General features: G+C 70.3%; 25 protein-coding genes and 1 pseudogene. 14 read left to right on the forward strand and 12 right to left on the reverse strand.

Translation table 11 applies throughout. The features are described 5' to 3' along the window. Nucleotides 1–76 precede the first annotated feature (76 nt). The 10 genes from ACFVH0_RS30390 (at nucleotide 77) to ACFVH0_RS30435 (ending at nucleotide 9,337) form a co-directional block, all read left to right on the forward strand. Nucleotides 77–1,774: a nitrite/sulfite reductase gene (locus ACFVH0_RS30390; RefSeq protein WP_385825380.1), complete on the forward strand. Its 1,698-nt coding sequence runs from the start codon at nucleotides 77–79 to the stop codon at nucleotides 1,772–1,774. Continuing rightward, nucleotides 1,771–1,950 (forward strand): hypothetical protein, encoded by a 180-nt coding sequence (locus ACFVH0_RS30395; RefSeq protein WP_124721237.1) that lies wholly within the window; start codon nucleotides 1,771–1,773, stop codon nucleotides 1,948–1,950. Before ACFVH0_RS30390 ends, ACFVH0_RS30395 begins: the two co-directional genes overlap by 4 nt. Next, nucleotides 1,947–2,648: a phosphoadenylyl-sulfate reductase gene (locus tag ACFVH0_RS30400; protein WP_385825382.1), complete on the forward strand. Its 702-nt coding sequence runs from the start codon at nucleotides 1,947–1,949 to the stop codon at nucleotides 2,646–2,648. The genes ACFVH0_RS30395 and ACFVH0_RS30400 overlap by 4 nt, the downstream gene beginning before the upstream one ends. After that, nucleotides 2,648–3,217: an adenylyl-sulfate kinase gene (gene cysC, locus ACFVH0_RS30405; RefSeq protein WP_356481176.1), complete on the forward strand. Its 570-nt coding sequence runs from the start codon at nucleotides 2,648–2,650 to the stop codon at nucleotides 3,215–3,217. The genes ACFVH0_RS30400 and cysC overlap by 1 nt, the downstream gene beginning before the upstream one ends. After that, complete coding sequence (gene cysD / locus ACFVH0_RS30410) at nucleotides 3,214–4,149, forward strand: sulfate adenylyltransferase subunit CysD (protein ID WP_385825384.1); 936 nt, start codon at nucleotides 3,214–3,216, stop codon at nucleotides 4,147–4,149. Before cysC ends, cysD begins: the two co-directional genes overlap by 4 nt. After that, on the forward strand, nucleotides 4,150–5,493 hold the full coding sequence (locus tag ACFVH0_RS30415) for a sulfate adenylyltransferase subunit 1 (protein ID WP_385825386.1): 1,344 nt from the start codon (nucleotides 4,150–4,152) through the stop codon (nucleotides 5,491–5,493). 244 nt (nucleotides 5,494–5,737) lie between these two features. Then, nucleotides 5,738–6,853, forward strand: a complete 1,116-nt coding sequence (locus ACFVH0_RS30420) for an aliphatic sulfonate ABC transporter substrate-binding protein (protein ID WP_385825388.1) — start codon at nucleotides 5,738–5,740, stop codon at nucleotides 6,851–6,853. A gap of 42 nt (nucleotides 6,854–6,895) precedes the next feature. Continuing rightward, a complete protein-coding gene (locus tag ACFVH0_RS30425) occupies nucleotides 6,896–7,687 on the forward strand; it encodes an ABC transporter ATP-binding protein (protein ID WP_385825390.1) in 792 nt (263 codons plus the stop codon). After that, nucleotides 7,674–8,564, forward strand: coding sequence for an ABC transporter permease (locus tag ACFVH0_RS30430; protein WP_385825392.1), 891 nt, complete (start codon nucleotides 7,674–7,676; stop codon nucleotides 8,562–8,564). The genes ACFVH0_RS30425 and ACFVH0_RS30430 overlap by 14 nt, the downstream gene beginning before the upstream one ends. Nucleotides 8,565–8,572: 8 nt before the next feature. Further along, a complete protein-coding gene (locus ACFVH0_RS30435; protein ID WP_385825394.1) occupies nucleotides 8,573–9,337 on the forward strand; it encodes a sirohydrochlorin chelatase in 765 nt (254 codons plus the stop codon). 12 nt (nucleotides 9,338–9,349) lie between these two features. Here ACFVH0_RS30435 and ACFVH0_RS30440 read toward each other — a convergent pair whose 3' ends face one another. Continuing rightward, on the reverse strand, nucleotides 9,350–9,955 hold the full coding sequence (locus ACFVH0_RS30440; RefSeq protein WP_385825396.1) for a DsbA family protein: 606 nt from the start codon (nucleotides 9,953–9,955) through the stop codon (nucleotides 9,350–9,352). Between the two features lie 101 nt (nucleotides 9,956–10,056). Here ACFVH0_RS30440 and ACFVH0_RS30445 point away from each other — a divergent pair, with 101 nt between their 5' ends. Beyond that, nucleotides 10,057–11,277 carry a hypothetical protein gene (locus ACFVH0_RS30445; protein ID WP_385825398.1) on the forward strand — a complete coding sequence of 407 codons (1,221 nt, stop codon included), beginning with the start codon at nucleotides 10,057–10,059 and terminating at the stop codon, nucleotides 11,275–11,277. An 84-nt stretch (nucleotides 11,278–11,361) separates the two neighbouring features. Here the strand turns inward: ACFVH0_RS30445 and ACFVH0_RS30450 are convergent, their stop codons facing one another. The 3 genes and pseudogenes from ACFVH0_RS30450 to ACFVH0_RS30460 form a co-directional block, all read right to left on the reverse strand. Beyond that, a complete protein-coding gene (locus tag ACFVH0_RS30450; protein ID WP_385825400.1) occupies nucleotides 11,362–11,955 on the reverse strand; it encodes a TIGR03086 family metal-binding protein in 594 nt (197 codons plus the stop codon). Between the two features lie 171 nt (nucleotides 11,956–12,126). Continuing rightward, nucleotides 12,127–12,321 (reverse strand): hypothetical protein, encoded by a 195-nt coding sequence (locus ACFVH0_RS30455; RefSeq protein WP_385825402.1) that lies wholly within the window; start codon nucleotides 12,319–12,321, stop codon nucleotides 12,127–12,129. Nucleotides 12,322–12,868: 547 nt separating this feature from the next. Continuing rightward, nucleotides 12,869–13,504: pseudogene (locus ACFVH0_RS30460) on the reverse strand (FAD-dependent monooxygenase); the annotation flags it as partial. 125 nt (nucleotides 13,505–13,629) lie between these two features. Here ACFVH0_RS30460 and ACFVH0_RS30465 point away from each other — a divergent pair. The 3 genes from ACFVH0_RS30465 (at nucleotide 13,630) to ACFVH0_RS30475 (ending at nucleotide 15,936) form a co-directional block, all read left to right on the forward strand. After that, nucleotides 13,630–14,046, forward strand: a complete 417-nt coding sequence (locus tag ACFVH0_RS30465) for a hypothetical protein (protein ID WP_385825404.1) — start codon at nucleotides 13,630–13,632, stop codon at nucleotides 14,044–14,046. Between the two features lie 112 nt (nucleotides 14,047–14,158). Further along, nucleotides 14,159–15,028 carry an aldo/keto reductase gene (locus ACFVH0_RS30470; RefSeq protein WP_385825406.1) on the forward strand — a complete coding sequence of 290 codons (870 nt, stop codon included), beginning with the start codon at nucleotides 14,159–14,161 and terminating at the stop codon, nucleotides 15,026–15,028. A 17-nt stretch (nucleotides 15,029–15,045) separates the two neighbouring features. Then, a complete protein-coding gene (locus ACFVH0_RS30475) occupies nucleotides 15,046–15,936 on the forward strand; it encodes an ABC transporter ATP-binding protein (protein ID WP_385825408.1) in 891 nt (296 codons plus the stop codon). A gap of 3 nt (nucleotides 15,937–15,939) precedes the next feature. Here ACFVH0_RS30475 and ACFVH0_RS30480 read toward each other — a convergent pair whose 3' ends face one another. The 8 genes from ACFVH0_RS30480 to ACFVH0_RS30515 form a co-directional block, all read right to left on the reverse strand. Further along, nucleotides 15,940–16,341, reverse strand: coding sequence for a DUF4440 domain-containing protein (locus ACFVH0_RS30480; RefSeq protein WP_385825410.1), 402 nt, complete (start codon nucleotides 16,339–16,341; stop codon nucleotides 15,940–15,942). Next, nucleotides 16,338–16,943, reverse strand: a complete 606-nt coding sequence (locus tag ACFVH0_RS30485; RefSeq protein WP_385825412.1) for a DUF1697 domain-containing protein — start codon at nucleotides 16,941–16,943, stop codon at nucleotides 16,338–16,340. The genes ACFVH0_RS30480 and ACFVH0_RS30485 overlap by 4 nt, the downstream gene beginning before the upstream one ends. 121 nt (nucleotides 16,944–17,064) lie before the next feature. Next, nucleotides 17,065–18,267 (reverse strand): S8 family serine peptidase, encoded by a 1,203-nt coding sequence (locus ACFVH0_RS30490; RefSeq protein WP_385825414.1) that lies wholly within the window; start codon nucleotides 18,265–18,267, stop codon nucleotides 17,065–17,067. A gap of 369 nt (nucleotides 18,268–18,636) precedes the next feature. After that, a complete protein-coding gene (locus tag ACFVH0_RS30495; protein ID WP_385825416.1) occupies nucleotides 18,637–19,680 on the reverse strand; it encodes a cytochrome P450 in 1,044 nt (347 codons plus the stop codon). Between the two features lie 114 nt (nucleotides 19,681–19,794). Further along, nucleotides 19,795–19,875 carry a tryptorubin family RiPP precursor gene (locus tag ACFVH0_RS30500; protein ID WP_350985409.1) on the reverse strand — a complete coding sequence of 27 codons (81 nt, stop codon included), beginning with the start codon at nucleotides 19,873–19,875 and terminating at the stop codon, nucleotides 19,795–19,797. Between the two features lie 543 nt (nucleotides 19,876–20,418). Further along, nucleotides 20,419–21,717, reverse strand: coding sequence for an ABC transporter substrate-binding protein (locus ACFVH0_RS30505; RefSeq protein ID WP_385825417.1), 1,299 nt, complete (start codon nucleotides 21,715–21,717; stop codon nucleotides 20,419–20,421). Continuing rightward, nucleotides 21,717–22,556, reverse strand: a complete 840-nt coding sequence (locus ACFVH0_RS30510; protein WP_385825419.1) for a carbohydrate ABC transporter permease — start codon at nucleotides 22,554–22,556, stop codon at nucleotides 21,717–21,719. Before ACFVH0_RS30510 ends, ACFVH0_RS30505 begins: the two co-directional genes overlap by 1 nt. Further along, complete coding sequence (locus ACFVH0_RS30515) at nucleotides 22,553–23,497, reverse strand: carbohydrate ABC transporter permease (RefSeq protein WP_124721560.1); 945 nt, start codon at nucleotides 23,495–23,497, stop codon at nucleotides 22,553–22,555. The genes ACFVH0_RS30510 and ACFVH0_RS30515 overlap by 4 nt, the downstream gene beginning before the upstream one ends. Between the last annotated feature and the right edge of the window lie 23 nt (nucleotides 23,498–23,520).

Here is a 23,520-nt window from a genome sequence, read left to right on the forward strand (position 1 = left end):
CCCTGCGCACCGCCGCGCCTCAGCGCGAGTGTGCAGTTCAGAGCCGCCCTCCTGTAGTCCCGAAGGACGTACTGTCATGGCCGCTACCCCGGAACAGCCTGCGACCACCACGCCCCGCCGCAAGGCCGGACGCCACCGTGGCGAAGGCCAGTGGGCCGTGGGGCACCACACTCCGCTCAACGGCAATGAGCAGTTCAAGAAGGATGACGACGGTCTCAATGTGCGGACACGCATTGAGACGATCTACTCCAAGCGCGGTTTCGACTCGATCGACCCCAACGATCTCCGCGGCCGGATGCGCTGGTGGGGCCTCTACACCCAGCGCAAGCCCGGGATCGACGGCGGCAAGACCGCGATCCTGGAGCCGGAGGAGCTGGACGACAAGTTCTTCATGCTGCGGGTCCGGATCGACGGCGGCCGGCTGACCACCGCACAGCTGCGGGTGATCGGCGAGATCTCTCAGGAGTACGCACGCGGCACCGCGGACATCACCGACCGGCAGAACATCCAGCTGCACTGGATCCGCATCGAGGACGTGCCGGCGATCTGGGAGAGGCTGGAGGCCGTCGGGCTCTCCACCACCGAGGCGTGCGGCGACTGCCCCCGCGTGATCATCGGCTCCCCCGTGGCCGGCATCGCCTCCGACGAGATCATCGACGGCACGCCCGCCGTCGACGAGATCCACGACCGGTACATCGGCAACAAGGAATTCTCCAACCTGCCGCGCAAGTTCAAGACCGCGATCTCCGGCTCGCCGGTGCAGGACGTGGTCCACGAGATCAACGACATCGCGTTCGTCGGCGTGGTCCACCCCGAGCACGGTCCGGGCTTCGACGTCTGGGTGGGCGGCGGACTCTCCACCAACCCGCGGCTCGCCGAGCGGCTGGGCGCCTGGGTGCCGCTGGACGAGGTTCCGGACGTCTGGGCCGGGGTCGTCGGCATCTTCCGCGACTACGGATACCGGCGGCTGCGCAACCGCGCCCGGCTGAAGTTCCTGATGGCCGACTGGGGCCCGGCGAAGTTCCGCCAGGTGCTGGAGGACGAGTACCTGAAGCGCCCGCTGACCGACGGCCCCGCACCCGAGCAGCCCAGCAGCCGCTGGCGCGACCACGTGGGCGTGCACCAGCAGCAGGACGGCCGCTACTACGTCGGCTTCGCCCCCCGGGTCGGCCGGGTGGACGGCTCCACGCTCGCCAAGATCGCCGACCTCGCGGCGGCGCACGGCTCGGACCGGCTGCGTACCACCGTCGAGCAGAAGATGATCATCCTCGATGTGGCGCAGGACCAGGTGGACTCCCTGGTCTCCGGCCTGGAGGCGCTCGACTTCCAGGTGCGGCCCTCGCCGTTCCGGCGCGGCACGATGGCCTGCACCGGCATCGAGTTCTGCAAGCTGGCCATCGTCGAGACGAAGGCGCGCGGCGCCGCGCTGATCGATGAACTGGAGCGCCGCCTGCCGGAGTTCGACGAGCCGCTCACCATCAACATCAACGGCTGCCCCAACGCGTGCGCCCGCATCCAGACCGCCGACATCGGCCTCAAGGGCCAGCTGGTCCTGGACGAGGACGGCAACCAGGTCGAGGGCTATCAGGTGCACCTGGGCGGCGCCCTGGGCCTGGAGGCCGGGTTCGGCCGCAAGGTCCGTGGCCTGAAGGTCACTTCGGCCGAGCTGCCCGACTACGTCGAGCGGGTCCTGGGCCACTACCTGGAGGAGCGCGAGGACGGCGAGCGCTTCGCGACCTGGGCGGCGCGGGCCGGCGCGGAGTCGCTGTCATGAGCGAACGCGCCGCGCCGTTCTACTGCCCGTACTGCGGGGACGAGGACCTGCGCCCGCACGAGAGCGGCCACGGCGCCTGGGAATGTGCCTCCTGCAACCGCGCGTTCCAGCTCAAGTTCCTGGGTCTGCTGACCCGGGGACTGCAGCGCAACGACGTTGAAGGGGACGGGATATGACGGACACTCTACGGACCGAGGACCTGGAGACCCTGGCCGCCCGGGCCGGCCGTGAGCTGGAGGACGCCTCCGCGCCGGAGATCCTGAAGTGGGCCGCCGACACCTTCGGCGGGAGGTTCTGCGTCACCTCCTCCATGGAGGACGCGGTCGTCGCCCACCTCGCCTCGCGCGTCTTCCCCGGCGTGGACGTGGTCTTCCTCGACACCGGCTACCACTTCCCGGAGACGATCGGCACCCGTGACGCGGTCGAGGCGGTGATGGACGTCAACGTCATCACCCTCACGCCCCGGCAGACGGTGGCCGAGCAGGACGCCGAGTACGGGCCGAAGCTGCACGACCGCGACCCCGACCTGTGCTGCGCGCTGCGCAAGGTCAAGCCGCTCCAGGAGGGCCTGACCGGGTACACGGCCTGGGCGACCGGGCTGCGCCGAGACGAGTCCCCCACCCGGGCGAACACGCCGGTCGTCGGCTGGGACGCGAAGCGGCAGAAGGTGAAGGTCTCGCCGATCGCCCGCTGGACGCAGGACGACGTCGACGCGTACGTCGCGGAGCACGGCGTACTCACCAACCCGCTGCTGATGGACGGTTACGCCTCCGTGGGCTGCGCGCCCTGCACCCGCCGGGTGCTGGAGGGCGAGGACGCACGGGCCGGGCGCTGGGCCGGCCGGGGCAAGACCGAGTGCGGGCTGCACGACTGATGACGACTGATCAGGAGACTTCGATGAGCGTGACGGAGACGGGAGCCACCATCTGGCTGACCGGTCTGCCGAGCGCGGGCAAGACCACCATCGCGTACGAACTCGCCGGGCGGCTGCGCGGCGAGGGCCACCGCGTGGAGGTGCTCGACGGCGACGAGATCCGGGAGTTCCTCTCCGCGGGCCTCGGCTTCTCCCGCGAGGACCGCCACACCAACGTCCAGCGGATCGGCTTCGTCGCCGAGCTGCTGGCGGCCAACGGCGTGAAGGTGCTGGTCCCGGTCATCGCCCCGTACGCGGACAGCCGGGACGCGGTGCGCAAGCGGCACCGGACCGAGGGCACCGCGTACCTGGAGGTCCATGTCGCGACCCCGGTCGAGGTGTGCTCCGAACGCGATGTGAAGGGGCTCTACGCCAAGCAGGCGGCGGGCGAGATCAGCGGCCTCACCGGGGTCGACGACCCCTACGAGGCGCCCGAGTCGCCCGACCTGCGGATCGAGTCGCACCGGCAGACCGTGCAGGAGTCCGCGGCGGAGCTGTACGCGCTGCTGAGCGAGAGGGGTGCGGCATGACGACCGTCGCGACCGTGTCCGAAGGCACCGACAATCCGTACGCACTCAGCCACCTGGACTCCCTGGAGTCCGAGGCCGTGCACATCTTCCGCGAGGTGGCGGGCGAGTTCGAGCGGCCGGTGATCCTGTTCTCCGGCGGCAAGGACTCCATCGTGATGCTGCATCTGGCGCTCAAGGCGTTCGCGCCCGCGCCGGTGCCGTTCACCCTGCTGCACGTCGACACCGGGCACAACTTCCCCGAGGTGCTGGAGTACCGCGACCGTACGGTGGCCCGGCACGGGCTGCGGCTCCATGTCGCCTCCGTGCAGGAGTACATCGACGCCGGGAAGCTGCGCGAGCGCCCGGACGGCACCCGCAACCCGTTGCAGACCGTTCCGCTGACCGAGGCGATCCAGCAGCACCGCTTCGACGCGGTGTTCGGCGGCGGGCGCCGCGACGAGGAGAAGGCGCGCGCCAAGGAGCGGGTCTTCTCGCTGCGCGACGAGTTCTCCCAGTGGGATCCGCGCCGCCAGCGCCCCGAGCTGTGGCAGCTGTACAACGGCCGGCACGCCCCCGGTGAGCATGTCCGGGTGTTCCCGATCTCCAACTGGACCGAGCTGGACGTCTGGCAGTACATCGCCCGCGAGGGCATCGAGCTCCCGCAGATCTACTTCGCCCATGAGCGCGAGGTCTTCAACCGCAACGGCATGTGGCTCACCGCCGGTGACTGGGGCGGTCCCAAGGACCACGAGAGCGTCGAGACCCGGCAGGTGCGCTACCGCACGGTCGGCGACATGTCGTGCACCGGCGCCGTCGACTCGGACGCGACGACGCTGGACGACGTGATCACCGAGATCGCCGCCTCCCGGCTCACCGAGCGGGGCGCGACGCGTGCCGACGACAAGATGTCCGAGGCCGCGATGGAAGACCGTAAGCGCGAGGGGTACTTCTAAATGTCCACACACACCCAGCATGCGGAGCAGTTGTCGACCACCACCCTGCTGCGGTTCGCCACCGCGGGGTCCGTCGACGACGGCAAGTCCACCCTCGTGGGACGTCTGCTGCACGACTCCAAGTCGGTCCTCACCGACCAGCTGGAGGCCGTCGAGCACGCCTCGCGCAGCCGGGGCCAGGAGGCGCCCGACCTGGCGCTGCTGACCGACGGGCTGCGGGCCGAGCGCGAGCAGGGCATCACCATCGATGTCGCCTACCGCTACTTCGCGACACCGCGGCGCCGGTTCATCCTGGCCGACACCCCGGGGCATGTGCAGTACACCCGGAACATGGTGACCGGCGCCTCGACGGCCGAGCTGGCCGTCGTGCTGGTCGACGCCCGCAACGGGGTCGTCGAGCAGACCCGCCGGCACGCCGCCGTCGCGGCGCTGCTGCGGGTGCCGCACGTGGTGCTGGCCGTCAACAAGATGGACCTGGTCGACTACGCGGAGCCGGTGTTCGCCGCGATCGCCGAGGAGTTCACCGCGTACGCCGCTTCGCTGGGCGTCCCGGAGATCACCGCGATCCCGATCTCCGCGCTGGCCGGTGACAACGTCGTGGAGCCGTCCGCGCACATGGACTGGTACGGCGGGCCGACGGTCCTGGAGCACCTGGAGACGGTGCCGGTCAGCCATGACCTCACCGCCTGCCACGCCCGGTTCCCGGTCCAGTACGTGATCCGGCCGCAGACCGCGGAGCACCCCGACTACCGGGGCTACGCGGGCCAGATCGCCGCCGGCGCGTTCCGGGTGGGCGAGGCCGTCACCGTACTGCCGTCCGGCCGTACCTCGACGATCGCCGGGATCGACGCGCTCGGCGAGAGCGTGGACATCGCCTGGGCGCCCCAGTCGGTGACCATCCGGCTGGCCGACGACATCGACATCTCGCGCGGCGACCTGATCGCACCGGCCGACGACGCGCCGGCGGTCACGAGGGACGTCGAGGCGACCGTCTGCCACGTCGCGGACCAGCCGCTCTCCGTCGGCCAGCGGGTGCTGCTCAAGCACACCACCCGCACGGTCAAGGCGATCGTCAAGGACATCCCCTCGCGCCTCACGCTGGACGACCTCTCCCAGCACCCGGCGCCCGGACAGCTCGTCGCCAACGACATCGGCCGGGTCGTCGTCCGTACCGCGGAGCCGCTCGCGCTCGACGCGTACGCGGACTCCCGGCGCACCGGATCGTTTCTGCTGATCGACCCGGCGGACGGCACCACGCTGACGGCCGGCATGGCGGGCGCCTCGTTCGCCGCCGCGGCCGAGTCCGGTGCGGCGCCCGCGGACGACGCGGAGTGGGACTTCTGATGACCATCGACATCTTCTCCACGTTCGCGAAGGAGGGCGGCCGCATCGGCAGCGGCGCCCTCGGCAGCGGCCAGGGCGGGGTTGCGCGATGTGCGCGATGACGTACGCGCACCGCCTGCGCGCCCACTCGCTCCAACCGCACGGCCCGCACCGCCAGTTCAGACGAAGACCTGCCGACCTCCCGGCCGCGTCCCCGTAAGCACCGAGGGACGCGCGCACCGGGCCAACGAGAGGAAAACCTCCCGTGCCTGCCCCCCGTACCACGCTGCGCCGCAGCCTCGCCGCTGTCGCCGCCCTCCCGTTGCTCGCCGTCGCGCTCACCGCCTGCGGCTACGGCTCCGAGGCGAAACAGGACGGCGTCAAGGCGGCGGACGCCCCGGCCGGCGGCAAGAAGCTCTCCACGGACACCGTGAAGATCGGCTACTTCCCGAACCTCACCCACGCCACGGCCCTGGTCGGTATCCAGGAGGGCATCATCGCCAAGGAGCTCGGCTCCACCGCGGTCAAGCCGTCGACGTTCAACGCCGGTCCGTCCGAGATCGAGGCGCTCAACGCGGGCTCGATCGACATCGGCTTCATCGGCCCCTCGCCCGCCATCAACGGCTTCACCAAGTCCAAGGGCAAGAGCCTGCGGATCATCGGGGGTTCGGCGTCCGGCGGGGTGAAGCTGGTCGTCAACCCGAAGAAGATCAAGACCCTGGACGACCTCAAGGGCAAGAAGATCGCCACCCCGCAGCTCGGCAACACCCAGGACGTGGCCTTCCTCAACTGGATCTCCGAGAAGGGCTGGAAGGTCGACGCCAACAGCGGCAAGGGCGATGTCTCGGTGGTCCGCACGGACAACAAGGTGACGCCGGACGCCTACCGTTCGGGTTCCATCGACGGTGCCTGGGTGCCCGAGCCGACCGCCTCCAAGCTGGTCGCCCAGGGCGCGAAGGAACTCCTCGACGAGTCGACGCTGTGGCCGGACAGGAAGTTCGTGATCACCAACATCATCGTGTCGCAGAAGTTCCTCGCCGAGCACGGGGACGTCGTCGAGGCGGTGCTGCGCGGCACGGTCGCCACCAACGCGTGGATCAACGCCAACCCGGACAGGGCGAAGGTCTCCGCCAACACCGCGCTCAAGGAGCTGAGCGGCAAGGCGCTGCCGGCCGAGATCCTCGACCCGGCCTGGAAGTCCGTCCAGTTCATCGACGATCCGCTGGCCGCCACGCTCGACGCCGAGGCCGAGCACGCGGTGAAGGCCGGTCTGCTGGAGCAGCCGGACCTGACGGGCATCTACGACCTGAAGCCGTTGAACAAGATCCTCAAGGCCGCGGGCAAGCCCGAGGTCGCCGACGCCGGTCTGGGCGTCAAGTAAGAGCGTCCGGCACCCGAACAGGATTCCCAGGAGGTGACGACCATGGCGACCACCACGCTCACCAAGGCCGAGGACCGCACGGCGGTCGGGCACGCCGCCCGCATCGACCACGTCTCGAAGTCCTTCGGCGGACCGGAGGGGCAGCAGCTCGTCCTGGACGACATCACACTCGATGTCGCTCCCGGCGAGTTCGTCACCCTCCTGGGCGCCTCCGGGTGCGGGAAGTCGACCCTGCTCAACCTGGTGGCCGGACTCGACCGCCCGACCGCGGGGTCCATCGAGACCCCCGGCGGGCGGCCGGCCCTGATGTTCCAGGAGCACGCCCTCTTCCCGTGGCTGACCGCGGGCAAGAACATCGAACTCGCGCTGCGGCTGCGCGGCGTGCCCAAGTCCGACCGCCGCACCGAGGCGGAGCGGCTGCTCGAACTCGTACGGCTCGGCGGGGCGTACGGGAAGCGGGTGCATGAGCTCTCGGGCGGCATGCGGCAGCGGGTGGCGATGGCCCGCGCGCTCGCCCAGGACAGCCAACTGCTGCTGATGGACGAGCCGTTCGCCGCTCTCGACGCCATCACCCGGGACGTGCTGCACGACGAGCTGACCCGGATCTGGCGCGAGACGAACATCTCGGTCCTCTTCGTCACGCACAACGTGCGCGAGGCGGTCCGGCTCGCCGAGCGGGTCGTCCTGCTCTCGTCGCGGCCGGGCCGGGTCGCCCGGGAGTGGACGGTCGACATCGACCAGCCGCGCCGCATCGAGGACACCGCGGTGGCCGAGCTGTCCGTAGAGATCACCGAAGAACTGCGTGGGGAGATCCGCCGACATGGCCAGCACTGAGACCGCCGCCAAGGACAACGCCCAGGACCTGGCGGGCCTGGAGGCGGGGCTGGACGCACTCGACGCGGTGCGGGTCAGCCGGACCCCGGTCCGCGAGGTGCTGGTGCGCAAGGTGCTGCCGCCGGTCGTGGCGGTGGTCCTGGTGCTCGCCGTCTGGCAGATCCTGATCTGGGCGAAGGTCACCGACGACTACAAGCTGCCGTCGCCGTCCCTGGTCTGGGGCGAGGTGACCGACGCCTGGGCGCAGGGCACCCTGCTCGGCTTCATCTGGACCAGCGTCTCGCGCGGTCTGCTCGGCTTCCTGCTGGCGCTGGTCATCGGCACTCCCCTGGGACTGCTGGTGTCGCGCGTCAAGCTGGTGCGGGCCGCGATCGGCCCGGTGCTCTCCGGGCTCCAGTCGCTGCCCTCGGTGGCGTGGGTGCCCCCGGCGGTGATCTGGCTGGGCCTCAACGACAGGATGATGTTCGCGGTGATCCTGCTGGGCGCGGTCCCGTCGATCGCCAACGGTCTGGTCTCGGGTGTCGACCAGATCCCTCCGCTGCATCTGCGGGCCGGCCGGACGCTGGGCGCCACCGGGCTGCGCGGCACCTGGCACATCGTGCTGCCGGCCGCGCTGCCCGGCTATCTGGCGGGCCTGAAGCAGGGCTGGGCGTTCTCCTGGCGTTCGCTGATGGCCGCCGAGATCATCGCCTCCTCACCCGATCTGGGGGTGGGCCTGGGCCAGTTGCTGGAACAGGGCCGGGAGACCAGCAGCATGTCGATGGTGTTCCTCGCCATCATCCTGATCCTCACCGTCGGCATCGCGATCGACCTGCTGATCTTCAGTCCGCTGGAGCGGTGGGTGCTGCGCAGCCGCGGCCTCCTCGTCAAGAACTGAGTACGACCATGACCGCTCCGGTGCTCCTCGTCATCGCCCACGGCAGCCGCGATCCTCGGCACGCGGCGACCGTCCACGCGCTCACCGCGCGGGTACGGTCGCTGCGGCCGGGGCTGCGCGTGGAGACGGGCTTCCTGGACTTCAACGCACCGTCGGTGCCTAGGGTCCTGGAACGCCTGGGCACGAAGGCCGCGCAGGAGGTCATCGCCCTCCCCCTCCTCCTCACCCGGGCCTTCCACGCCAAGTCCGACATCCCGACGGTGCTGCACGAGGCCCGGACCAGGCTGCCCCGGCTGCGGGTCGGGCAGGCCGAGGTGCTCGGCCCGTCACCGCTGCTGAACTCGGCGCTGGAACGGCGCCTGCGAGAGGCCGGGATCCGTCCCGGTGACCGAAGCTCGACCGGGCTCGTCCTGGCCTCGGCGGGCTCCACGGACCCGGAGGCGATCGCAGTGATCGCTGAAATCGCGCGGGAGCTGCGGCACACCGGTTGGTGTTCCGTGCGGCCTGCGTTCGCCTCCGCCACATCTCCCGGGGGCTTCCCCCGTACCGAGGACGCGGTACGGGCCCTGCGGGCCGAAGGCGTGCGCCGGGTGGCGGTGGCGCCGTACGTCATCGCTCCCGGCCGGCTCCCGGACCGGATCGCCGAAGGGGCGGCCGGCGCGGACGTGCTGGCCGATGTACTGGGCCCCGCACCGGAGTTGGCGCGACTGCTGCTGACCCGTTACGACGAGGCCCGCGGCGCGGCCGCCCGGCCCGCGGCGCTCACCGCCTGACCCGGCCCCCGCTCACCCCACGTCCAGCCGGCCGGTACGGGTCCGCTTGAGCTCGAAGAGGTCCGGGCTTCCGGCGAGCACCCGGAAACTGTCGAAGAGCCGGCCGGCCTCCTCGCCGCTCGGTGCCGCCCGCAGGACGGGCCCGAACCACACCGCCCCGTCGACATGGATCGTGGGCGTACCGACGTACGCGTCCGCCTCCGGGTCCTTGCCCGCGTCATGGCTGCGCCGGAGTGCTTCGTCGTACGCCTGCGAGTGTGCGGCGTCGGCGAGCGAGGCGGGCAGCCCGAGCTCCGCCAGGGACTCGGCGATCACCTCGTCGAAGTCCTCGTTCTTCTGCCGGTGGATCCGGACGCCCATCGCCGTGTAGAGATCACGGAGCACACCGTCGCCGTGGGCGTCCGCCGCGGCGACCGCGACGCGCACCGGACCGATGGACCTGTCGACCAGGTCCCGGTACCAGTCGGGGAGTTCATTGCCGATGTTGTGCAGGTGGAGACTCATGACACGGAATCGGAGATCGATGTCGCGCTGCTGCTCGACCTCCAGCATCCAGCGGGAGGTGATCCAGGCGAACGGGCAAGCCGGGTCGAAGTAGAAGTCGACGGTTGTTTTCATGTCCCGACCCTAGCCGGACATTGGCACCACACTCCGGGCCATTCATGACCCCATCCACTGGGCCACTTCGGCGAGCACATCCCGCTCGCTAGCATCTCCCGATGCGAACCATCGACACACTGATCCCGCAGGCCGGCCGGGCCGACACCACGGCCCTGGGCGAGCACGACGCGGACGAACTCGCCGCGTACGCAGCCGATCCGGCGCATCCGTGGTGGCGCCGCAGGCCCTGTGTGATCGCGCTGACCGGCCGGGTGCCGGAGCACCGCGTCGCCGGACTGATCGCCCGCATCCGCGACCCCGACGACGTCGGCGAGGTCCGCATCGCACTCCTGGACCTCCTCGCGGACCGCACGGAACTCCTGCCCTGGCTCAGCCACAAGGACCGGCGGAAGGAGAGTTCGTACGGTGTGCCCGCGGCGATCCTCAAGGCGCGCGGGCTGCTCGGTGACCGTTCGGCGGCCGGCGAACTGGCGACGCTGGCGGCCCAACCGTGGCCGCGCTTCCGGGCGATCGGCGAGGCCGGACTGGACGCGCTGGTCGCCCGGTACGGCACGGGGACGATCCTGGCCGACGTGGGTGAGGCCCGCCCCGAGGACCGTATCTTCCGCGTCCGCGCCCTGCACCGCGCCGGCCAGGACATCACCACCGCACTCGCGGACCCCGACCGCGCGGTCGCCTACAACGCCCAGTCCCTCCTGACCGACCCGGCCCGGATCCGCGACTACCTCCGTCCCGGCGGGGCACCGACGCCCGAGGCCAGGCTGTGGGCCGCGTACGCCCTGCACCGCCTGACCGGCGACGCCGCCGAGACCCGGGCGATATACGACTCGCTGGGCCGCCCCCGGGTGGAGGTGGACTCCCTTGACGACGAACTGCGCGGCGCGATCCTCCAGGAGTACGGCCACGACTGCGAGGAGAACAGCGACCCCCGCTGGCGGGTGGAAGCCATCTGCGCCGCCCCGCTCCCCCCGCCTGACGAGGACGGCCGGCTCCGCCGGGCCATGACAGCGCTCACCGCGGCGGGCCTGACACCCGAGCCCCCGGTCTCCTGCGGTGAGGCCAACAGGCAGGGCGGCGGCACCTACCACGTCATCAGGTCCGGCGAGAGCGAACTCTCCGTCAGCACCCTGGGCCGTTTCGTCACCTCGGACGAGGACGACCGGACGACCCGCACGGCCCGCACCGCCCTGGAGTCGGCCGGCTTCCGCTGGATAGACCCGGCCACGGCCGCGATCCGGGTGACCGGACTCTGCGTCTACTACTTCGGCAGCCGCGAACCCCTGAACGTCGAAACCCTGCTCTTCTACTGGCAGGACTAGGGGCTTTCGTCCGGATCATGATCATGCCGGGCTCGCGTGCCCCGCTGCCGCAGGAGGCATCCGGGTGATCGGGCGGGGACGCGCTCAGGCGGAGGAGGTTCCCGTCCAACGCGGGTCTCGTCCGCTGTGGGCCAACGCCCGCTCGAACGCCGACGCCGATGCGGGCACCGTCACCTCGTCGGCGAAGCCGTCGTACTGCCGGTAGAGCGCGGCGGTGCTGTCGACGACGCCGAGCACGTAGGCGGCCGCCTCGTCGGAGAGCCGGAACTCCTCCCCCACGGCACGGGCCACGTCCCACCCGTGCAGGGCCGTCTCCTCGATGAGCATCGCGGCGATGTCGGCGGCGGGCGAGGCCGATCCCCCGAGGTCGACCTCGCCCTCCCAGACCGCCGGGTCCGCCCAGGCGGCAACGGCACGGTCCAGCTGTTCGGCGTACTGCTGCGCCCAGTCGGCGTCGGCGGTGAAGTCACGCGTGGTGAGCTCCTCCGGAAGATCCGTGCGCAGGGCCCGGTGCTCCAGGCCGTGGGAGGTGTACAGCACCCAGTGGTTGACGAGCCCGCGCACGTCCCAGTCGCCGCAGGGCGTGTTCGGCGCGTCGAGCTGCCCGGCGCTGATGGATCGGGCGATACGGGCCGCCTCGGCGGCGACTTCGGTCATGTGCGCGTGCTCGTTCTTCATGCCCCTCAGGCTATGACCGCGTTCCGCCCCCGGATTGAAGAAAAGCGACACGCTCCGCAAGCCGATCCGATCGCGGCCGGGAGCCGGACTCCGGCGGGCTGGGATGCGGGCGGGGCAGGACCCGCCCGCACGCCGGCCGGCGTGATCAGCGGCCGCGAGCAGGGGCTGTGCTCAGCGAGTGCGAGTCCGTTGCCATGCCGGCATCAGCGACCGCAGGCGCTCGGTGCGCTGTCGCACACGCTCGAAGAACGCTCTCTCGTCGGCCTCCAGCTCGGCGAGCAGTTCCAGGTGGAACGTCCACGCGTCGACGCCGATCTCGTACGGACACGCGGCGCACCGGCGCCGCCCCGCCCGTGACGGTCCCAATTGCCGATTGCACCAGGGGCAGTTCACCGGCATCCGTATATCCGGGTGGCTGGGTGTTCCCGCAGCCCCAGCACGTCCACCAACCGCCGACGTTCCGACTCATCTGGTTGCCGCATTTGGCACACTTCATGGTGCCGTCCTCTCTCGCGGGTGGGTGTGGCAGAGACAGACGCAGTGCAGACGTTCCGTCGTGCTGTCGGCCGCGGATATCGTCTGCCTGCCGGGACAGAGGCGGCACGCACCCACCCGGCGGAGGTCGGCGGCCGGGCAGCACTCCTGGTACACGTTGATCGTCATCGTCTTCGCCATCGCGGGTACGCCCCTGTCGCAACCAGTGAGTCGGGTACGGACGACCGTAGGGATGGCGTATGCGTGCACACCAGCCAAGTGCAGTTATGCGCACACACTTCCCTCGTTAGGGATGCTCGGCGCGCGCGGCCTTGACGGACCCCGTCCACCGCACCGCGGTGACGCACCCTGCTCGCAGTCCCGCTCGGCATGGCCCGGCCGGCAGACCTCCGGAACAGCGGCTTCGACACCGCTTGCGTCAGTCGGGCATCTCGGTGGTCAGCAGTTGCTCGGCGCCGCCCTCAAGGAGCCGGGCCATCTCGGTCGACCTGGGAAGCATGGTCTTTTCGTAGGTATGGATGGCGTCGTCGACGGTGGCCGCGTCGGCGAGGGCGAGGGCCAGGTCGGCGGCGTCGAGCATGGCGAGGTTGACGCCGACGCCGAGCGGGGGCATCAGGTGGGCGGCGTCGCCGAGCAGGGTCACCGTGGGGTTGTGTTCCCAGGTGTGCGGGACGGGCAGGGCGAGGATCGGGCGGCTGGTGTAGGGGCCGTCGTTGTCGCTGATCAGCCGGCGCATGGCGGGCGACCAGTGGGCGAAGCGTTCCAGGAGCAGGGAGCGGATTCCGTCGGTGTCCCGGGGCGTCAGGCCGCTTGCCCGGATCCAGTCGGCCGGGACACGCTGGATCAGGTGGACGCGGATGTGGTTGCCGCCGTTGCGCTGGGCGAACATGCCGCGATCACCGTCGGCGGCGTGGGCACCCCCCTGGCCGACCAGCTCCGCGATCTCGGGGTGACGGATTTCGACGTCGTCGAACCACGCCTCCAGGAAGCTCACACCGCTGTATCGGGGGATGGCCGGGGAAACCGCCGGACGGACCCGGGAGTACGCCCCGTCAAGGGCCTCTCGTTCGGGCAAGGCTTCAGCTGTTCGTCATCCCGCCGTCCGCCCGCGGCCATCCATGTCTTCGGCCGCGCTCGTACCGTTCCCCCGGTCCGATCGACCGGCATCCTGGAGGGAACATGCGAGACCGCATACGGATCGCCCGCCGCGCGGCGGCGGTGCTCATCGCGCTGGTGGCGGCGGGGGGAGCCACCACCGTTCCGGCGGTGGCCGCGCCGGCCGGGATCACCCGGGCCGCGGCGGCGCCGGCACCGACCGGGTTGGTGTACAGCTATGACGCGGCCACCGAGCAGGTCACCGTCCGGTGGGATCCGAAGGACGTGGCCGACACGGTGACGACGGGGTATCGCGAGGGGGGTTGCAGCGGGCCCACGACTGCCGATGGGCCGTGCTTCATCCGGGCTTCGGGGCCGTTGCTGACCGGCAACTCGTTCACGTTCCGCCTGGCGGCCGGCCGGACGTTGTACTTCCGGGTGTACGCCGAGGACGCGGCGCACCGGACGACCGGCTCGGCAATCCTCACTGTCACCACCTGAGCCGGCCCCGGTATCCGGCCCCGGCGCTCGCCAGGCCGTTCCCCGACCGGACCGGAACGAGGGTCGGGGCGGTGGCGGATTGCCGGGCGGGGCATGGTTCTAGCATTGCGGGATGTCATCCATGCCACGGCCGCTCGACGATACGTTCCTGCTCGGCGGCGAGGTGCCCGTACGGCGGCTCGGCCACGGCACCGCGCAGCTGACCGGACCCGGATACTGGGGGCCGCGCGGCGAGCGGGAGGATGCCGTGGCCGTGTTGCGGGCGGCCGCCGAGCAGGGGGTCACGCTCTTCGACACCGCCGACAACTACGGGCCGGGGCTGGCCGAGGAGCTCGTCGCCGAGGCGCTCCACCCGTACCGCGACGATCTGGTGATCGCGACCAAGGGCGGGGTGGTGCGCACGAGCGATGCCGCCTGGCACGTCGCGGGTCGGCCGGAGCAGTTGCGGGCGATGTGCGAGGCCAGTCTGCGACGGCTGCGGACGGACCGGATCGACCTCTACCAGCTGCACCGGCTGGACCCGGAGGTACCGATGGCCGACCAGTTGGGCACGCTGGATGCGCTGCGGCAGGAAGGTAAGATCCGGTACATCGGTCTGGACACCCTTACCGCCGACCAGCTGGAGCAGGCTCTCTCCCTGACCGGGATCGCCTCGGTGCAGAACCGGTTCAATCTCCTCGACCGTTCCTCGGACGCGGTACTGAAGGTGTGCGAGGCCCACGGCCTGGCCTTTCTGCCCTGGTTCCCGCTGGCCAACGGCGCTCTGACCGGCGATGCCGCAGCGGCTCTCGCCGGGATCGCCGATCGGCACGGTGCCACCCGCGGGCAGATCGCCCTCGCCTGGCTGCTGCACCGGTCCCCCGTGCTGTGCCCGACCCCGGGCACCGGTTCGACCGTCCATCTGGCGGAGAACCTGGGGGCCCGGGAGATCCGGCTGTCCGCCGAGGACCTGAGCAGCCTGGAGGCGCTCGCACCCGCATGAAGAGGGAGTACCCGCACGTGGCCACCATTCCTGTCACTTCCACCGTCCCCGCCCCTGCCGCCGCTCCCGCACCGGGGCAGGCTGCCGACGAAGCCGCAGTCCCGGTGATCCGGGCCGACGGTGTCTCGCTCGTGCGGGAAGGCAATGTGCTGCTCGACTCGGTCTCGCTGACCGTGCGGAGCGGTGAGCACTGGGCGCTGCTCGGCGCCAACGGTGCCGGGAAGAGCACCCTGCTGGGGCTGCTCGGCGCGGTGAACCATCCCACCCGGGGGGTGGTGGAGGTCCTGGGACGTACCCTCGGCCGGGTCGATCTGCGGGAGCTGCGGTCACTGCTCGGGCATGTCAATCCGCGGCATCCGCTGCGTTCTCCGCTGTCGGTGCACGAGGTGGTGCTGACCGGTCTGACCAACTCGGTGGAGCCGGTGCCGCGCCGGTCGGTGAGCGAGGAGCAGCGGGACCGGGCGGAGCGGCTGCTGAAGATGCTGGGCATGGGCGGTAAGTCGGGGTCGCGCTGGCCCGCGCTGTCGCAGGGCGAGCGGGGTCGTACGCTCATCGCCCGCGCTCTGATGCCGCAGCCCCGGCTGCTGCTGCTCGACGAACCGGCCACCGGTCTGGATCTCGCCGCGCGTGAGCAGTTGCTCGACAGTCTGGACGTGCTGCGCGAGGAACATCCCGAGCTGGCTACGGTCCTGGTCACCCATCATCTGGAGGAACTGCCCGCGTCCACCACGCATGCGCTGCTGCTGCGGGGCGGCCGCTGCCTGGCCTCGGGTCCTGCGGACGAGGTACTGACCACGGACCGGGTCAGCCACTGTTTCGGGCATCCGGTGAAGATCTCCCGCACGGACGGCCGGTGGGCGGCGCGGGCAGCGCGGGCGCAGCGCGTCGAGCCGACCGCCGGCCGCTGACCGCTAGCCGCTGGTGCCGGTGTCCGGACCGGCATCCGCGGCGGAGCCGAACGGGGTCGCCTGGTGGAAGTACAGCTCCCAGCCCGATTCGGTCAGCCGCCACACCGAGCTGCGGTGGGCCAGGTGTCCCTTCGTCTCGGTGTCGTAGGTGAGGTGGACGAGGCCGTCGGCGAGCTGGACCCCGCTCATCCGGGACGCGGTCATCTGGCCGGGGCGCGGGGCGTCCGCCGCGGTGAGCGAGGCGATCATGGTGTCGCGGTCCCAGACCCGGCCGGACGAGTCGATCTCACGGTAGTCGGGGTGCAGCACCTCGGCGAGGAGGTCGGCGGAGGCGCGCACGGCCGGGTCCAGGAGGCGCAGCTCGCCCTCGACCGCCGCCGCCACGCCGGGGGACGGTTCGGTCATGCCGGGGCTCCGTCGTGCGCGGGTCTGCCGTGTGCCGGTCCGTCCTGTGCCGCTCCCGGTGGTGCTGTCATCCGCACCAGCTTCTCCACCGTGTTCCAGTTGCGCGAGGTGGCGACGAGCCCCTTGGTCACGGAGGTCCGGGACAGTGCGTCGGCGAGCTTCGAGCGGCCCAGTCCGTCGGGGGCGTAGAGGTAGAGCGCGCGATCACCGAGGCCGAACGCCTCGGGGAGATAATCCGCCGGGTCGATCCGGGCGAAGCGGTCGGCGTCGACGGGCCGGTCGTAGTACGTGATGTGGAGTTGCCTGCCTTCGAGTTCGGCGGCCGGGAACGGGCAGGCCGCCGCAACTGCGGCCAGGTAGGCGCCGTCCCGGACCAGGCAGGGTACGGGGAAGCCGAACCGCTTCTCGATCGCCTGCTCCAGCTCGGCGGCGAGTGCGTTCTCGTCGTCCGAAGCACTGCTGAAGACGGCGTTGCCGCTCTGCAGATGGGTATGGACGTCCCCGTGTCCCAGTTCGGTGAGCAACGAACGGAGTTCGGCCATCGGAACCCTTTTGTGGCCGCTCACATTGATCCCGCGCAACAGCGCCGCGTACATCGTCATGGGCACACCATAGGACGATCTCTCAGCACGGAGCGGCCGCCGCGCCCCGTGGGGGAGGGCGCGGCGGACGCCGATTCCGTTGTGCCGGGCATCCTTCACCCGGTCACGGCTGCGGGGTCGTTTACTCGACGACCTTCAGCAGCTTGTTGGGGGTGCCCTCGGTCGCGTTGGAGATCGCGTCGGGGGTGGCTCCGTCGGTCAGCGCGGTGGCGACCTCCTCCGGCGTGGCGTCCGGGTGGCCGGCGAGGTAGACGGCGGCGGCACCGACGACGTGCGGGGTCGCCATGGACGTACCGGAGATGGTGTTGGAGGCGTCGTCGCTGTCGTTCCAGGACGAGGTGATGTCCGAGCCCGGAGCGTAGATGTCCACGATCGAGCCGTAGTTGGAGAACGACGACTGCTCGTCGTCCACCGTGGACGAGGCGACCGTGATGGCTTCCGGGACACGGGCCGGGGAGCTCTCGCTCGCGTCGGAGGAGTCGTTCCCGGCGGCCACCGCGAAGGTGACGCCGGAGGCGATGGCCTTCTGGACCGCGGCGTCGAGCGCCTCGTCCGCGCCGCCGCCGAGGCTCATGTTGGCGACGGAGGGGCCCTCGTGGTTCTCGGTGACCCAGTCGATACCGGCGACGACCTGCTCGGTGGTGCCCGAGCCGGAGTCGTCGAGCACCCGCACGGCGACGATCTTGGCCTTCTTGGCCACACCGTAGGTCGCACCGGCGATGGTGCCCGCCACATGGGTGCCGTGGCCGTTGCCGTCGTCGGCGCTGTCGTCGTTGTCCACGGCGTCGTAGCCCGAGCTGGCCCGGCCCTCGAACTCGTTGTGCGTGGTACGGACACCGGTGTCGATGACGTACGCGGTGACGCCCTCGCCCGCGCTGTCCGGGTAGGTGTACGCGTTGTCGCCGGCCGTCTCGGTCTGGTCGATCCGGTCCAGGCCCCACGACGGCGGGTTGTCCTGGGTCTCGTCGATGTGGAACTTCTTGTTCTGGACGACCTTGGACACGGCCGGGTCGGCCGCCAGGCGCTTGGCCTCGGTGAGCGAAAGGCCGCTGGCGGAGAAGCCGTTGATGGCGGAGCTGTAGTTGCGCTTCAGCTTGCCGCCGTACTCCTTGGCGAGCTCCGCCTTGTCGGCCTTCTCGTTCAGCATGACGATGTAGCTGCCCGAGACGGCGTTCGCCGCGTTGGCGCCGTAGACGGTGCCCATCGCGGAAGCGGGGGTGGCGCCGGCGAGCGAGGTGTTGAGCAGGGTGACTCCGGCGGCCGCGGCCACCGCGGTTATCGCTGCGGTCAGCTTGATCCGGCGTGCGCGCTTGTGAATTGCCATGAAGAGGGGTCTCCTCGTCATTCTTTGTGGGGGGATTGACCCCCGGCCGGAAGATCTCCGGGGGTTGGCTCGAAACCCTCGCCGATTGACGCGCCCAGATCAAGACCTTCATGCGGCTGTGACTTACTCAACAAAGTTTCGTAATAAGAAACCGGCCAGCCGCGCCCAAGTCGGGCACCGTCGCCGCAACATCCGCCCCACGGACCGGGGTTACGGCTCGACCGGCGCACTTCGCATGCGGGAAGACGAACCCCGTCCGACCGTGCGGCCGGACGGGGGGACGGCTGGATTCCACCCCCGCGTTCACAGAGCCCTCACGAGGTCATCAAATTGAGTTCGGACTCGGGTACGGGGGCCGGTCGCGGATCCTCAGGGGCGGACGACCCGGACGTCGGCGACCCCCATCAGTCCGGCGAGCGGAACCTTCGCCGCGGTCTGCTCCGGACTCGCCGTCAGACCGTCGCCGCGCAGCATGTCGAGCAGCATCTCGGCGAGCGGCATCACCATGTGCCGGCCCCAACAGCGTTCGGAGGCATGCCCGAAGGGGAGGTAGCCGGGCTGGTCGTCGGGGTCGAGGCTGTCCCAGCGCTCTGGGCGGAACTCGTCGGGGTCGTCCCAGAGCGCGGGATCCCGGTGGCTCAGCAGCGGCAGGAGCAGGATGTCGTCGGCCGCGCCGATCCGGGAATCGAGGGCCGGGTACTCGGGTGACGCCCTTCGCAGGATGTTCCAGGAGGGCGGCAGCAGACGCATGGCCTCGTACAGGATGTTCCGGTTCGAGGTGTCGTCGTCGAAGGGCGATCCGAGCCAGAGCGCGTTGGCGACGAGCGTCGAGACGGTGAAGCAGACCGGGGCCGCCGCCCGCCGGTAGAGCCCCATCGCGTAGCGGCGGTCGCTGTAGTTCCCGGCCTCGGCGGTCAGGCCCGCGATGGCGGAGACGGATGCGCCGGGGCGGAGACGGCCCGGCAGTGCCGCCCCCGCGGCGATGACCGTCCAGGTGAGTTTCGGCGTGAGCTCCAGCGCGCGGTCCATGAGGATGCGCAGCCGGTACGGGTCGCCCTCCAGGACCAGATCGCGCAGGAACACATGGCCCACGTGCGGCCATTCACCGGAGAGGTCGACCTTCCCGACGGGCTTCTTCAGCGCCGTCCGGACGTCCCGGCCGATGGCCTGCATGACCGTGGACGCCTCGGTGCGCGGGATGGACCGCCCGTGCAGGGGCTTGAACGTGGGGCGCTCGTCCTCGGTGGCCGGCCTGGCGGCGAGTATCCGGTCGGTCAGCTCGGCCCCGGCCACACCGACGGTGCCGGGATCGAGGCGGAAGACCTCCTCGCCCCGGTGATCTCGCAGGAGCGCCTGGAGTCTCGGCGCGAAGACGACGTCCCGGGCGCGGCTGCCGGTACCGGACATGTACATCGGTGGTCTCCAAGAAGCGGGAAGGGCCCGCGCCCGGCGGGCCGATGAGGCCTGGCCGGACACGGGCCCGAATCGACTGACCGTGTCCCTCGGAACGAAGGACCGCCTGTCGGCTTAGTACCAGTGGTACCAGGCGTACGCCTTCAGGCTCTTCTCCGGCGTCATCTTGTCCTTGAGCAAGAAAAGGAACTTCACAACAGCACCTCCATCTTTTACTCTGAATTTGCATTCCGACGGGCATGACTTGAGCCGCTCACGACACCAACACCCCGCCTCGGACAGGGAATTCAGTGCCGCTCACCGCCGAAAGGAGTGAAGCTCAGCGCGAAACGAATTGTCAATGACTTCATTTTTTCGGAAAGCGGCAGAGCGTTCAGTTTTCGGCAACCTTCGGCCGGTGCGGGGGCGCCTGACGGAACACCAAGTGACCAGGGTGGACGTGGACTCCATACCGGTACCGGGTGCACGGGCACAAGGGCCTGAAGAGGCTGATTCAGGCCGTTGAATGTCTGAATCGCCGACGTCGGAGAATGCCAGGAATCCGGGACGGCGCCTGCGGGAGATTCCCCGGACACTTTCGGTTACCCACCGAAAGAAACGTACCGGTCGGTAATCGAGGGGTGACCCCGGCGAGTACCGCTTGGCCCATGAAACTGAATCGGCCGGAAGTACGAAGCACTCCCCGCCGGCGTCGGCGGGGAGTGCTTCGGGGCGGGATGTGCTTCGGGGCGGGACGCCTCAGCGCTGGTAGCGGGCCAGGACCCGGTTCCCGTCGTCGACCAATCGCTTCCTCAGTTCGTCCGCCCCGATGGCCCCGCTGTAGTACTCCTGGAGGGCGGGCGTGGCGACCTTGTCCTTCCACTCCGGGTAGCCGCGCACCGACTGGGCGGGCGCCGGGCGGAGCGCCTTCGCGACGGCCACACCGGTCGCCCAGCCGTTCTCGGCGGTGTGCAGGGACGGGTCGGCGAGCGCCGCGGTGCCGGTCGGGAGCATCCAGTCGCCCTTGGCCAGCCGCACCATGTTCGGCGGCCGCAGCAGGAAGTCGATGAACTGCGCGGCCTCCTTCTTGTGCGGGCTGGCCTCCGAGACGGACAGGGTCTGCGGACTGACCCCCTGGGCCAGGCCCGCGCTGCCCGCGGGAGCCGGCAGGACCGTCCACTCGAAGCCCTCGGGGGCCTGCTCGACGACCTGCTGACGGTACGAGAAGCCCAGCGGAACCATCGCGTACTTGCCGCCGAAGAACCCGGGAAGGGTGTCGGAACCCCCCATGCCGAGCGCGGTGCGCGCCGCACTGCGGTCGGTGTTGACCTGGGCGTGGATGGTGTCGGGGACGATCCGGTCGCCCTCGCCCGCACGGATGGTCACCTTGCCGTCGGCGCCGCGGTGGAAGAGCTTGCCGCCCGCGGAGAGCCCCAGGTTCAGTGTGACGGAGACCGGTTCCTTGAGCGGCCAGGCGATGCCGTACCGCCCCTTCCCTGTCAGTTCTTCGGTGACCTGCCGGAACTCCGGCCAGCTCCAGGGGTGTTCGGGCGTCGGGATACGGACCCCGGACGCCGCGAGGATCTTGGTGTTGGCGATCAGGACGCGCGGCTCCTGGAGGAACGGCACTCCGTAGACGCCGTCGCCGAAGGTGGTGGTGGACCAGCTCTGCCGCGGGATGTCCGCGGTCAGCCGGTCGGGGAGGAGCGTCCGAAGATCGGCCAGGTAGCCGCCGTACGCGAAGTCGGCCAGGTCGTCGGAGGCGTCATGGATGATGTCCGGCGCCTCGTCGCCCTCGAAGGCGGTGAGCAGCTGGTCGTGGACGGTGTCCCAGCTGCCCGGGATGTAGCTGACATGGATGTCCGGGTGGGCTTCGTTCCACTCCTTCACCAGCTGCTTGTTGGCGTCGACGGACTCCTTCTGCCAGGCCAGCGACTGGAAGCTGAGCTCGATCCTCCCGTTGCCGCCCCCGCCGTCGTCCGTCCCCGCGCAGCCGGTGAGCAGCAGGGCCAGTGCGGTGGCCGCCGCGGCGGCCGTCCGCCGCAGGGATGCGCGCATCAGTTCTTCACCGCCCCGGCCAGCATGCCGCCCGTGATCCGCCGCTGGATGATCGCGAAGATGACCAGTGAGGGCAGGGTGGCGAGGAAGGCGGCGGCGGCGAGCGGCCCGAGGTCGGCCGCGCCCTCCGCGCCGATGAAGTGGGTCAGTACGACCGGCAAGGTCTGCTTCTCCGGTGTCTTGAGCAGGACGAGCGCGAAGAAGAGCTCGTTCCACGCGGTGATGAAGGCGAAGAGCCCGGTGGCGACGATGCCGGGTGCCAGCAGCGGGGCGGTGACCGAGACGAGCGTACGCAACCGGCCCGCCCCGTCGACCGCGGCGGCCTCCTCCAGCTCGGCGGGCACGGCCCGTACGTAACCGACCAGCATCCAGAGCGCGAACGGCAGCGCCCAGACGACGTACACCATGATCAGCCCCCACAGGGTGTTGATCAGATGGAGGTTCTTCAGGATCAGGAAGAGCGGAATGATCAGCAGGACGAGCGGGAACGCCTGGCTGATCACGACCCATCCGGTGGCCGCCGTCGAGAGCCTGGAGCGGCGGCGGGCCATCACGTACGCCATGGGCGTGGCGACGAGGACCGCGATGAAGGCGGCGCAGAGCGCGGCGATCAGCGAGTTGGCGGCGGCCTGGAGCAGCGGCTGTTCGTCGAACGCGGCGCGGAAGTTGCCGAGCGTCGGGTTCTCGGGGATCCAGGTGGGGTGCAGGGAGCCCAGTTCGCGGGCCGGTTTGAAGGCGGTGGAGATCAGCCACAGGAACGGGAACGCCAGGAAGACGAGGTAGCCGAGCAGCGCGGCGTACTGTCCGGCGCGTGCGGCTCTGCCGGTACGCATGCTCATCGGTCCTCGCCTCCCCTGATCCGGCCGGCCAGATACACCGCGAGGATCACGGAGATCACCGCGACCATCACACAGCCCATCGCCGCCGCGTACCCGAACTGCCCGTAGTGGAAGGCCTCCTCGTACGCGAAGAGCATCGGCAGCCGGGTGCGTCCGCCGGGTCCGCCGTTGGTCAGTACGTAGACCAGGGCGAAGGAGTTGAAGTTCCAGATGAAGTTGAGCGCGGTGATGGAGAGCGCGACGGGCCTGAGCACCGGCCAGGTGACGGTACGGAAGCGGCGCCAGGCACCGGCTCCGTCCAGGGCGGCCGCCTCGTGGAGTTCGTGCGGGGTGTTCTGCAGCCCGGCGAGCAGGGCGACGGTGGTCTGGGGCATGCCGGACCAGACGCCCACGACGATCACGGCGGGCAGGGCGGTGGCGAGCCCGGTGAGCCAGTCCCGGCCGTCGCCCAGGCCGAGATCGCGGATGGTCTCGTTGAGGATGCCCGCGTCCGGGTTGTAGACGAGCCGCCACATGAGGCCCACCACCACCTCGGGCATCGCCCACGGGATGATCGCCAGGGCCCGCGCCAGCCAGCGCAGCCGCAGATTCTGGTTGAGCAGCAGGGCGAGGCCGAGGGCCAGTACGAACTGCGGGACGGTGACGCCGAACGCCCAGACCAGACCGATCCGGAACGAGTCCCAGAAAAGGGTGTCGTGGAGCAGGTCCTGGAAGTTCAGCCCGCCCACCCACTGGGTGGAGCGGGTGCGGCCGGACTGGGCATCGGTGAAGGCCAGTGCGATGCCGTAGAGCAGGGGGCCGACGCTCAGGACCAGGATCGGGATCAGCGCGGGCAGCACCAGGAACCAGGTACCGGCGCTCCGGTTGACCGGCCGGGACCGTTTGTCCTGCGGGCTTCCGGGCGGACCGTCCCTCCCGGAACGTACGGTTGCACTCGCCAATGTCACGAATCCGCCCCCTTGTG

Source organism: Streptomyces sp. NPDC127117 (genome assembly GCF_042677325.1).
In the GTDB taxonomy this organism is placed as follows: Bacteria; Actinomycetota; Actinomycetes; order Streptomycetales; family Streptomycetaceae; genus Streptomyces.

Coding starts and splice junctions, on each gene's coding strand:
- ACFVH0_RS30445 (WP_385825398.1), top strand. CDS start 10,057: ATGCGAACCATCGACACACTGATCCCGCAGGCCGGCCGGGCCGACACC.
- ACFVH0_RS30510 (WP_385825419.1), bottom strand. CDS start 22,556: ATGAGCATGCGTACCGGCAGAGCCGCACGCGCCGGACAGTACGCCGCG.
- cysD (WP_385825384.1), top strand. CDS start 3,214: ATGACGACCGTCGCGACCGTGTCCGAAGGCACCGACAATCCGTACGCA.
- ACFVH0_RS30490 (WP_385825414.1), bottom strand. CDS start 18,267: ATGGCAATTCACAAGCGCGCACGCCGGATCAAGCTGACCGCAGCGATA.
- ACFVH0_RS30400 (WP_385825382.1), top strand. CDS start 1,947: ATGACGGACACTCTACGGACCGAGGACCTGGAGACCCTGGCCGCCCGG.
- ACFVH0_RS30390 (WP_385825380.1), top strand. CDS start 77: ATGGCCGCTACCCCGGAACAGCCTGCGACCACCACGCCCCGCCGCAAG.
- ACFVH0_RS30470 (WP_385825406.1), top strand. CDS start 14,159: ATGTCATCCATGCCACGGCCGCTCGACGATACGTTCCTGCTCGGCGGC.
- ACFVH0_RS30395 (WP_124721237.1), top strand. CDS start 1,771: ATGAGCGAACGCGCCGCGCCGTTCTACTGCCCGTACTGCGGGGACGAG.
- ACFVH0_RS30415 (WP_385825386.1), top strand. CDS start 4,150: ATGTCCACACACACCCAGCATGCGGAGCAGTTGTCGACCACCACCCTG.
- ACFVH0_RS30465 (WP_385825404.1), top strand. CDS start 13,630: ATGCGAGACCGCATACGGATCGCCCGCCGCGCGGCGGCGGTGCTCATC.
- ACFVH0_RS30450 (WP_385825400.1), bottom strand. CDS start 11,955: ATGAAGAACGAGCACGCGCACATGACCGAAGTCGCCGCCGAGGCGGCC.
- ACFVH0_RS30480 (WP_385825410.1), bottom strand. CDS start 16,341: ATGACCGAACCGTCCCCCGGCGTGGCGGCGGCGGTCGAGGGCGAGCTG.
- ACFVH0_RS30430 (WP_385825392.1), top strand. CDS start 7,674: ATGGCCAGCACTGAGACCGCCGCCAAGGACAACGCCCAGGACCTGGCG.
- ACFVH0_RS30435 (WP_385825394.1), top strand. CDS start 8,573: ATGACCGCTCCGGTGCTCCTCGTCATCGCCCACGGCAGCCGCGATCCT.
- ACFVH0_RS30440 (WP_385825396.1), bottom strand. CDS start 9,955: ATGAAAACAACCGTCGACTTCTACTTCGACCCGGCTTGCCCGTTCGCC.
- ACFVH0_RS30505 (WP_385825417.1), bottom strand. CDS start 21,717: ATGCGCGCATCCCTGCGGCGGACGGCCGCCGCGGCGGCCACCGCACTG.
- ACFVH0_RS30485 (WP_385825412.1), bottom strand. CDS start 16,943: ATGACGATGTACGCGGCGCTGTTGCGCGGGATCAATGTGAGCGGCCAC.
- ACFVH0_RS30495 (WP_385825416.1), bottom strand. CDS start 19,680: ATGTACATGTCCGGTACCGGCAGCCGCGCCCGGGACGTCGTCTTCGCG.
- ACFVH0_RS30425 (WP_385825390.1), top strand. CDS start 6,896: ATGGCGACCACCACGCTCACCAAGGCCGAGGACCGCACGGCGGTCGGG.
- cysC (WP_356481176.1), top strand. CDS start 2,648: ATGACGACTGATCAGGAGACTTCGATGAGCGTGACGGAGACGGGAGCC.